This is a genomic window from Longimicrobium sp., from assembly GCA_036377595.1.
Taxonomy (GTDB): domain Bacteria; phylum Gemmatimonadota; class Gemmatimonadetes; order Longimicrobiales; family Longimicrobiaceae; genus Longimicrobium.
The window spans coordinates 57,022-64,385 of sequence record DASUYB010000121.1; the positions used below are offsets into that span (position 1 = coordinate 57,022).

Consider the following 7,364-nt stretch of genomic DNA (forward strand, 5'->3'; position numbering starts at 1 on the left):
CTCTCCGTTTTTCGACCTCTCCCGACAGCAGGAGAGGTGAACGGCAACAGCAAAAATCGCGATCGCAGTTGCAGTTCTCCCCGCCCCTGCGAAGCGGGGGAGCGCAGGATGCTACCCCATCCACGCCGAACCCCCTCCTCGAGCTGAGGTCTCCCCCCTTCTCCCGTTATCGGGAGAAGGGGGGCCGGGGGGGATGAGGGCCCTCGCGCGCAGCGCGACCCCGCTGTTCGGCGATGGGGATGAGGGGCTCAGTTCGCCGAGAAGATCTCGCCGATGCAGTGGGCGAAGCGGACGCCGGCCACGGGCGCCGCGTCGTCGGGCACGCCGGCGCCGCCGATCACCACCGCCGTCTCGCGCGGCGTCATCCCGCGCAGCCGCTCGGCCAGCGCGTGGAAGTCGCCCGCGTCGCGGCGGACGACGACCGAGGTGCAGAGCAGCGCCGGGCGCCGGTCGGCCACCACGCGGCGGATGTCCTCCAGCGGCACGTCGGCGCCCAGGTACAGCACCTTCCACCCCGCCGACGCCAGCTTCACCGCGCACGCCATCAGCCCCAGCTCGTGCAGGTCGCCCGGCGCGCCGGCACACACGCCCTCGGGGCCGGGCGCCACGCCGGTGTCCAGCTCGCCCATCATCTCCGCCAGCTTCTCGCGCACGAACGCGCTGGCGAAGTGCTCCTGCGCCACCACCGCGCGCGCCTCCTCCCACAGGTCGCCGATCTCGCGCATCACCGGCAGCAGCACGTCCTCGGCGCGGCGCTCGGGGGCCAGGTGGCCCAGCCGCTCGTACGCGGTCAGCGCGCCCTGCCGGTCCAGGTGCAGCAGCGCGTCGCGCACCTGGCGGCGCACCTCGCCGAGCTCCGGCGCCTGCGCGGTGGCCGGAAGGGGCGCGAACGCCCGCCGCACCCGCGCGATGGCCTCGCCGATGGTCAGCCCCTCGTCCGTCAGCTGCTTGATGCGCGAGAGCATGGCCACGTCCTCGTCGCTGTACACCCGGTATCCGGACTCCGTCCGCCCGGGCGCGATGAGGTTGTAGCGCCGCTCCCACGCGCGCAGCGTGGCCGGGTTGATCCCCGTGAGGTGGGCAACCCGCTTGATCCTGTAGCTCATCCTGAACGGTCCTGCGTGGGGAACTGGGGCACCCGCACGGCCAGCGCGCCAGCGTCTCCGCCCGCGCGAATATTCCTTGAAAACCAAGAACTTCGCGGGATTATAACGTTCACGCAAGCTTCGCGTGAGGGCGTGGCGTGCACACTCCGGTCACGGGTCGATTCTGTCCGATTCCGTGGCGGGGCACGATGATGTATGGGGGCGCATGCAGCTTGTCAATGCCGCGCGTCCGCTCCCGGGCCCGGAATCGCCGTCGCGGGAGGATCGTCTCCATGGCGCCGTGATTCCGGGCACACTTTCCAAGCGCGGGCGTGCGCGGCATCCTTCTTCCCCGTCCGGACACCCTGCCCGTTGCAACGCACCCGTCGGCCGCGCGGATGATCACGTTCACCCCGGAGGAGCTCGCCTGGTTCTGGCTGCTGACGGCGCCGTCGCTGGCGGCGCTGGGGATGGTGCTGTTCAACCTGGCCGTCTGGCCGCGCGGGCGGACCGACGGGAGGATCCCGGGGCGTGTTTCCGTCTGCATCCCCGCGCGCAACGAGGGGCGGCGCATCGTGCCCTGCGTGGCGGCGGTGCTGGCCGGCGACCAGCGCCCCGACGAGGTGGTGGTGTACGACGACGGGTCGACCGACGGCACCGCCGACGTGCTGGAGCGGCTGACCGAGGCCGAGCCCTCCGTGCGCGTGATCCGCGGCGGCGACCTCCCCGCCGGGTGGCTGGGGAAGCCGTGGGCCTGCCACCGCCTGGCCGAGGAGGCCACCGGCGACTTCCTCGTCTACCTCGACGCCGACACCGTGGCCACGCCGACCTGCCTCGCGCGGCTGGGGTCGATCATCACGCGGCGGCGGGCGGACTTCGTGAGCGCGCTCCCCGAGCAGGCCACGGGCACGCTCACCGAGCAGATGGTGATCCCGCTGCTCGACCTCTCCTACCTCTCCTGGCTTCCCCTGCCGCTCGTCTGGCTCCTCCGCTGGCCCTGGGTGCGCGTGGGGAACGGGCAGCTGATCGCCGTGCGCAAGACGGCGCTGGAGGTGGCGGGGGGATGGGAGGCGGTGGGCGCGGAGGTGGCCGCCGACGTGAAGCTCTGCAGCCGCGTGAAGGCGGCCGGCGGGCGCGCCGTCTACGCCGACGGGAGCGGGATGGCGCACGGGCGGATGTTCCACAGCCGCGCCCAGCTGTGGCGCGGGCTGTCGCGGATGGCGTTCCACCGCGGTCCCGGCGTGCTGGGGGTGGCGCTGTCGCTGCTGCTGTACGGCGGCGTGCTGTTCGCGCCGTACGTGGGGCTGGTGCAGGCCATCCGCGGCTACCACGACCTGCTGGTGCCGTCGCTGCTCGGGATCGCCGCCAACCACCTCATCCGCGTGGCCACGGCCATCCGGCTGCGGCAGAGCTCCAACGGCATCGTGCTGCACCCGGTCGGGCTGATGTGGATGATCGCGATCCTGCTCAACTCGCTGCGCCGCAGCCGCGCGGGCACGCTGTGGTGGCGCGGGCGGAGATACGACCTGGGCCGCGCGGACGTGGAGGCGTGAGCCCTCACCGGGGTGGCCCTCACCCGAAAAAACGAGCCGTGACGGTACTGCTGTCACGGCTCGTTTTTTCGACCTCTCCCGACAGCAGGAGAGGTGAACTGCAACAACAACTTACACCGTTTTAGCGATCACGCCGGGATACTGTCATTCCGAGGTCGGACAGGCCAATCCTGCGTCCGCTCCGTCGGTTGCAGCCCGAGGGAATCTGTACTCTGCGTACGAGCGACAGGCCGCCTATCGCTCGTATGCGGAGTACAGATTCCTCACGGAGCCGCCAACCGCACGTGCGGTGGAAAGAATGGTGCAGCGGCTCCGTTCGGAATGACATCCGTTCAGTGCAGTGATTGAGTTCCGCTACTCTCCCTCCCCGAACAACCCCGCATCGTCCGGCGCCTTGGTACGGCGCGGCTTGGGTCTCGCGGGCTGGGGGATGGGCTCGGCGGGGAACTCGATCGCATCGTCGTCGCGTTTCAGGGATTTGTAGACGGCGCGGCCGCCGCGACGGAGGACCGCCAGCGCCTTCCTGATCACCTCCGGCGTGAGGTCAACCGCGGCGAAGGCGCGCAGCACCTCCTGCCACGTCACCGTCCGTCCCGCGAATGCCGCGGCGATCTGCTCCGCGACGTCGGCGGGATCGGGCAGCGTCGGCAACTCGGGCTCGAGCGACGGCGGGTCGTCTCCGAACAGATCCAGCGGCTCGGCGACGACGGGCTTCGGCGCACGCTTGACGGGCGTCGGTGCGGCGATCGTCTCGGCTGGCGGCTTCTGCTCGGATCCGCCCGCAGTTCCCCCTCCCCCAGTCGGTTTTGGGGGAGGGGGTGACGAGCGCAGCGAGTCGGGGGAGGGGGCCGCGGCGCGGCCGGAGCGCTTCTTCGCCTTCTTCGGCGCAGGCTCTTCCTCGGCTGGAACTGCGGCGGTTTCGATGGGTTGTGGCGCGGCGATTGATGGCGGAGCGGTCTCGACGGGCAGTGATGACGTCTCGGCGATGGCAGGCGCCGGATCGGCCGCCGCGGCGCGGTCCTTCAGGCCGGCGGCGCGGACGGCGGCGTTCGCGGCCATCGCGACGGCGGCGTCGGCGGTGACGAGGAAGAGCCAGGCCGCCGCGCCGTCCGCCGTCTCCAGCACCATCGGCTTCACGATGCGGCCGGGCGCGGTGTCAGCAAGGAGCGCCCCGAATCGTTTCAGCACGCCCGCCATCGCCGCCGCGACGCCATCCGCCGCCGCGGCCGCGCGCCAGGCGGGGAGCCAGGCATGCTTCGGATCGCCCAGCATCGCCGAGCACCCCTCGACGATGCGCTTCACGAAGCCGGGGAGGTCGGCGACGGGGCTGTCGTGCCGCGACTGCTTCTCGAAGTCGGAGAACGGCAGCCGCACCAGCAGCGTCGCGTCTGCCGCCGCGGCGAGCGGGCGCAGCGCGTCCCACGGCAGCGCGCGGGCCGCCGGCGGGGCCAGGAAGACGAACGCCCGCCCGCCCGTCGCGAAGCGCGCCACCTCGCCCGCCGCGGCGGCGAAGGCTGACTCGAGGAGCGACACCTCGCCGGCCGCGAGCGAGCCCAGGTCGCGCGTGGCGCGCAGCCGCTCGCCGCCGACGGCGTCCTCCAGCTCCGCGTACAGGCGCTGGAGATGCGCGGGATCTTCCTCGATCAAAACCGTGGTGACGCGCTCGTCCAGCGCGCGGAGGGCCGCGGTGGCGCGCATCTCGTCGCCCGCGCCGCGCGCCACGCCGGTGCCGAACGCCCACTCGGCGCCCGCGAACGTGTCGACGTAGCACCGTCGCGGCTCGTCTCCTGCGGATGGGGCGTCGCCGGAACGCGCCCACGCCGCGACCGTGCCCGCCAGGACGGCGCGCAGCGCGGCTTCGGGAAAGGGCGGGGTGGCGGTCACGGGCGGCTCGGCAAGGGCGCGGCGTGGACGCTATAGTTTAGCGCCCGAAGCAAAACCGAAGCAAGAGGGAGATGGCGCCTGATCGCTGACGTGAGGCGTCGCAGGAAAAGTATGTCATTCCGAGGCCGATCGCCCCGATGCTGATTCCTCGCGAATGCCGGTCGCCCGAGGAATCCATAGGCCGCGCCGCGCAGACCGCCGCCTCTCGCGCGGAGGCAGGCCACAGATTCCTCAGGCGCACGAGATTGTGCACGACGAGGGGCTGGCGCGGCGCCTTCGGAATGACATACACGAGAGGCTGGCGCAGCGCTTTCGGGAATGACATACCAGACGAGAGGCTAGCGCAGCGCCGTCGGAATGGCATACCAGGACGAGAGGCGGCGAAGCGCCTTCGGAATGGGGGATACCAGAACGTCGGCTCCCATAGGGGTGGGATGCGAGGCGCGTGTTGAAGGACAGGTCCCTCGAAGTCCGCCGATGCACGGCGATTGTGGGGATGTGAGACCGGACGAGGTCGATTCTGCGTGACAACAACGGAACCTGACGGAGGGGGGATGACGAGGACGAGGAAGCTGATGGGCGCCGCCGCGCTGCTCCTGCTGACGGCGTGCCCGATCCCGCGGGAGTTGCGCGAGACGGCGCCGCTGCCCGTGCACGCCGAGTTCCTGGAGAGCGTGAACGGGCTGCAGCGCCGGCTCGGCGAGGCCAGCACCGTGATCCTGCACGTGGGCCGCAACCGCGCCGACTACGACGCGGGGCACATCCCCGGCGCGCGCTGGCTTCCGCTCTCGGCCATCGTCACCGAGCGCGACGGGGTGCCCAACGAGCTCCCCTCCGTCGAGGCGCTGGATGCCGCGTTCGAGGCCGTGGGCGTCTCCGACGACAGCCGCGTGGTGGTCTACGGCGATCCGCTTCTGGCGGCGCGCGCGTTCTTCACGCTGGACTACCTGGGCCATCCCCCCGCGCTGCTGAACGGCGGGCTGGCGGCGTGGCGCGAGGCCGGGAAGACGGTGGAGACGGCGGAGCCGGCCGCCCGCCGCGGCACCTTCACGCCGCGGCCGCGCCCCGAGCTGGTGGTCGACGCGGAGTGGGTGCGGCAGCACCTGACCGACAGCACGGTGGTGCTGATCGACGCGCGGCCGCCCGAGGAGTTCTCGGGCGCCACGCCGGGCGAGGGCGTCACGCGGCCGGGACACATCCCCGGCGCGAAGAACGTGTTCTGGCGCAACACCGTGGTGAGCGACGCCAACCCCACGCTGCGCGGGTCCGACGTGCTGCGCGCGTTCTACCGCCTGGCCGGCGCCCGCGCGCCGGGCGAGCCGGGCGAGTTCGTCACCGAGCGCCCGCGCTACACCGCCGGCGACACCACGCGCCCGCGCCGCGGCGAGCAGCGGGAGCAGCGCGAGCCGCGCCGCGTGCAGCAGAAGGTGACCGCCACCACCGTGGTGACCTACTGCCGCACCGGCGTGCAGGCCAGCTGGGACTACTTCGTGTCGCGGTTCCTGGGCTACGACACGAAGATGTACGACGGCGGCTTCATCGACTGGAGCCGCCGCGGGACGGACTACCCGGTGGAGCGGTAGAGGCCCCTCATCCCCCCGACCCCCTTCTCCCAAACTGCGGGAGAAGGGGGGGGAACTCAGTGTGGGGAGAGGGTTTGGCGCGGGTTGGGCGATATTTTTCCCGCCGCGGGTGGCCCCCTCCCCCAGCCCCTCCCCCGCTGCGCAGGGGAGGGGAGAACTCAGCGCGGGGTGGGACTTTGCGTGAGGGATGCGCGCCCGGAGGGCCGGGACACCGCCGCGCGTGCACGGACGCCGATTCCGCGGTAGAATGCTTTGCGCGGCGGGGGCCCGGCGCCGTTGGCCACAGTTGTATCGTGGCCTACGGCGCGCGCAGCCCGTTTGGGCGTCTAAGCGCCCAACACGTCCAAACCTTGCAGTAACAAAGACTTCAGAGATACACAGAAAGACGGACGAGGAGTGCGAGATGGAGACCACGACCAAGCAGCAGCGCAAGGTGACGGTGAGCTGCGCGTTCTGCGGCCGCCTGAACCGCGTGGACCTGGCGCGCGCGGCCGACCGGCCGAAGTGCGGCGAGTGCGGGCGCCCCATCCTGCTGGACCGGCCGCTGGCGCTCAGCGACGCCACCTTCGACCGCGTGATCGCCGACGCGCAGGTGCCGGTGCTGGTCGACTTCTACGCCGACTGGTGCGGGCCATGCCGGCTGGTGGCGCCGATCATGGACGAGCTGGCGATGTCGCGGATGGGCAGCATCCTGGTCGCCAAGCTCGACACCGACCGCAACCAGCAGGTGGCGCGGCGCTTCGAGATCGCGTCGATCCCCACGGTGATGGTGTTCCGCAACGGGAAGGTCGCGGCCAAGCAGATCGGCGCCCTGCCCAAGATGGCGTACGAGGGGCTGCTGGAGCAGGCGATGCGGCAGCCGGTTTGACCGGCGCCGTCCGCATCGCGGGCACCGGGCGCTGGCTGCCGCCGCGGGTGCTCGCCAACCCCCAGGCCGCCGCGCTGGCCGGCGTGGACGAGGCGTGGATCGTCCGCCGCACCGGCATCCGCGAGCGCCGCGTGGCGGAAGACGACGTCGGCACCGCGGCGATGGCCTTGGCCGCGGCCCGCGAGGCACTGGCGTCCGCATCCCTCCCGCCGGACGCGGTCGGCCTGATCGTCGTGGCCACCAGCACCCCCGACCACCTGACCCCGCCCACCGCCTGCGAGGTGCAGGCGGCCATCGGCGCGCACGCCGCCGCCGCGTTCGACGTGGAGGCCGGCTTCGCGGGATGGATCTACGCCCTGATCACCGCCGAGTCTCTCCTCCGTGCCGGCCT

Annotated in this window: 6 protein-coding genes; 4 read left to right on the forward strand and 2 right to left on the reverse strand. The window is 71.9% G+C overall.

Features of this window, described 5'->3' with window-relative positions:
• Positions 1–248 precede the first annotated feature (248 nt).
• Positions 249–1,106 (reverse strand): MerR family transcriptional regulator, encoded by an 858-nt coding sequence (locus tag VF092_21315; protein ID HEX6749846.1) that lies wholly within the window; start codon positions 1,104–1,106, stop codon positions 249–251.
• Between the two features lie 377 nt (positions 1,107–1,483).
• Here VF092_21315 and VF092_21320 point away from each other — a divergent pair, with 377 nt between their 5' ends.
• Positions 1,484–2,638, forward strand: a complete 1,155-nt coding sequence (locus VF092_21320; protein ID HEX6749847.1) for a glycosyltransferase family 2 protein — start codon at positions 1,484–1,486, stop codon at positions 2,636–2,638.
• A 354-nt stretch (positions 2,639–2,992) separates the two neighbouring features.
• On the opposite strand, the gene VF092_21325 is transcribed toward VF092_21320, so the two are convergent.
• Entirely contained in the window at positions 2,993–4,522 is a 1,530-nt protein-coding gene (locus VF092_21325) for a hypothetical protein (GenBank protein ID HEX6749848.1), read from the reverse strand.
• 554 nt (positions 4,523–5,076) lie between these two features.
• On the opposite strand from VF092_21325, the gene VF092_21330 reads away from it, so the two are divergent.
• The 3 genes from VF092_21330 to VF092_21340 form a co-directional block, all read left to right on the forward strand.
• Entirely contained in the window at positions 5,077–6,105 is a 1,029-nt protein-coding gene (locus tag VF092_21330) for a rhodanese-like domain-containing protein (GenBank protein ID HEX6749849.1), read from the forward strand.
• A gap of 403 nt (positions 6,106–6,508) precedes the next feature.
• Positions 6,509–6,973, forward strand: coding sequence for a thioredoxin TrxC (gene trxC / locus VF092_21335; GenBank protein HEX6749850.1), 465 nt, complete (start codon positions 6,509–6,511; stop codon positions 6,971–6,973).
• Positions 6,970–7,364 (forward strand): 3-oxoacyl-ACP synthase (locus tag VF092_21340; GenBank protein HEX6749851.1); only part of this gene is annotated, 395 nt, incomplete at its 3' end. The genes trxC and VF092_21340, both read left to right, overlap by 4 nt.